This is a genomic window from Zobellia russellii, assembly GCF_018728565.1.
GTDB lineage: Bacteria > Bacteroidota > Bacteroidia > Flavobacteriales > Flavobacteriaceae > Zobellia > Zobellia russellii.
Genome location: NZ_JACSOI010000027.1, coordinates 1 through 594, shown reverse-complemented (window position 1 = coordinate 594; position 594 = coordinate 1). Strand labels below are relative to the sequence as shown.

The 594-nt window shown below is 55.9% G+C and carries 1 protein-coding gene; it reads right to left on the bottom strand.

Annotated elements, in window-relative coordinates; translation table 11 throughout:
• A partial coding sequence (locus H9565_RS20040; RefSeq protein WP_394370263.1) for a TraQ conjugal transfer family protein occupies window positions 1-561 on the bottom strand: 561 nt, incomplete at its 3' end.
• Between the last annotated feature and the right edge of the window lie 33 nt (window positions 562-594).

Genomic DNA, 594 nt, shown 5'->3' with positions numbered 1-594 from the left:
CAGGCTTCCCGCGCCCGAACCGAGCCCGTACACGGCTTGGTAGCCGATCTCCAGATCGGTGTCCAGCCTTTCGAACACCAGCGAAACGTCCACCGGTTTTTCCAGTTCGAGCTCCGAGAGCTCGCTGGAGGCCTCCCAGACCACCGGTACATCGGAGAGCTCGTAGGAGACCTCTATATCCTGTGAGATCCCGAAGTTGTCCGCCCCGGTTATTTTTACCCTGTGGCCGCCGGTCTTGGAACCCATGTACACCAAAGGCGCGGAAAGGCCCTCGGATACGGGCCACCCCTTCCCGGGTTCCACGCGGTTGCCTTCCATGTCCTCGAAATGGCCCTCGCCGTCGAGTATCTCATAGGTGATGGTATATTCGTAGTTCTCCAGTACCTCCTCGGGAACGATGGTAAAGGTGCTGGGAAGCCCCTGGTTCACATAGCCCTCGGCGGTGTGCTGCTCGCTGAGCTCGAACTCCACCTCGGTGATGAGCCCTACCTCCTTGGTACAGGCAAGGGCCAACAAAAAAAGACAAAAAAAGGATATCGGGATCTTTATGTAGTTCTTCATTTTGTGGTAGGGGAACTTTTAGCTCATTTTAAA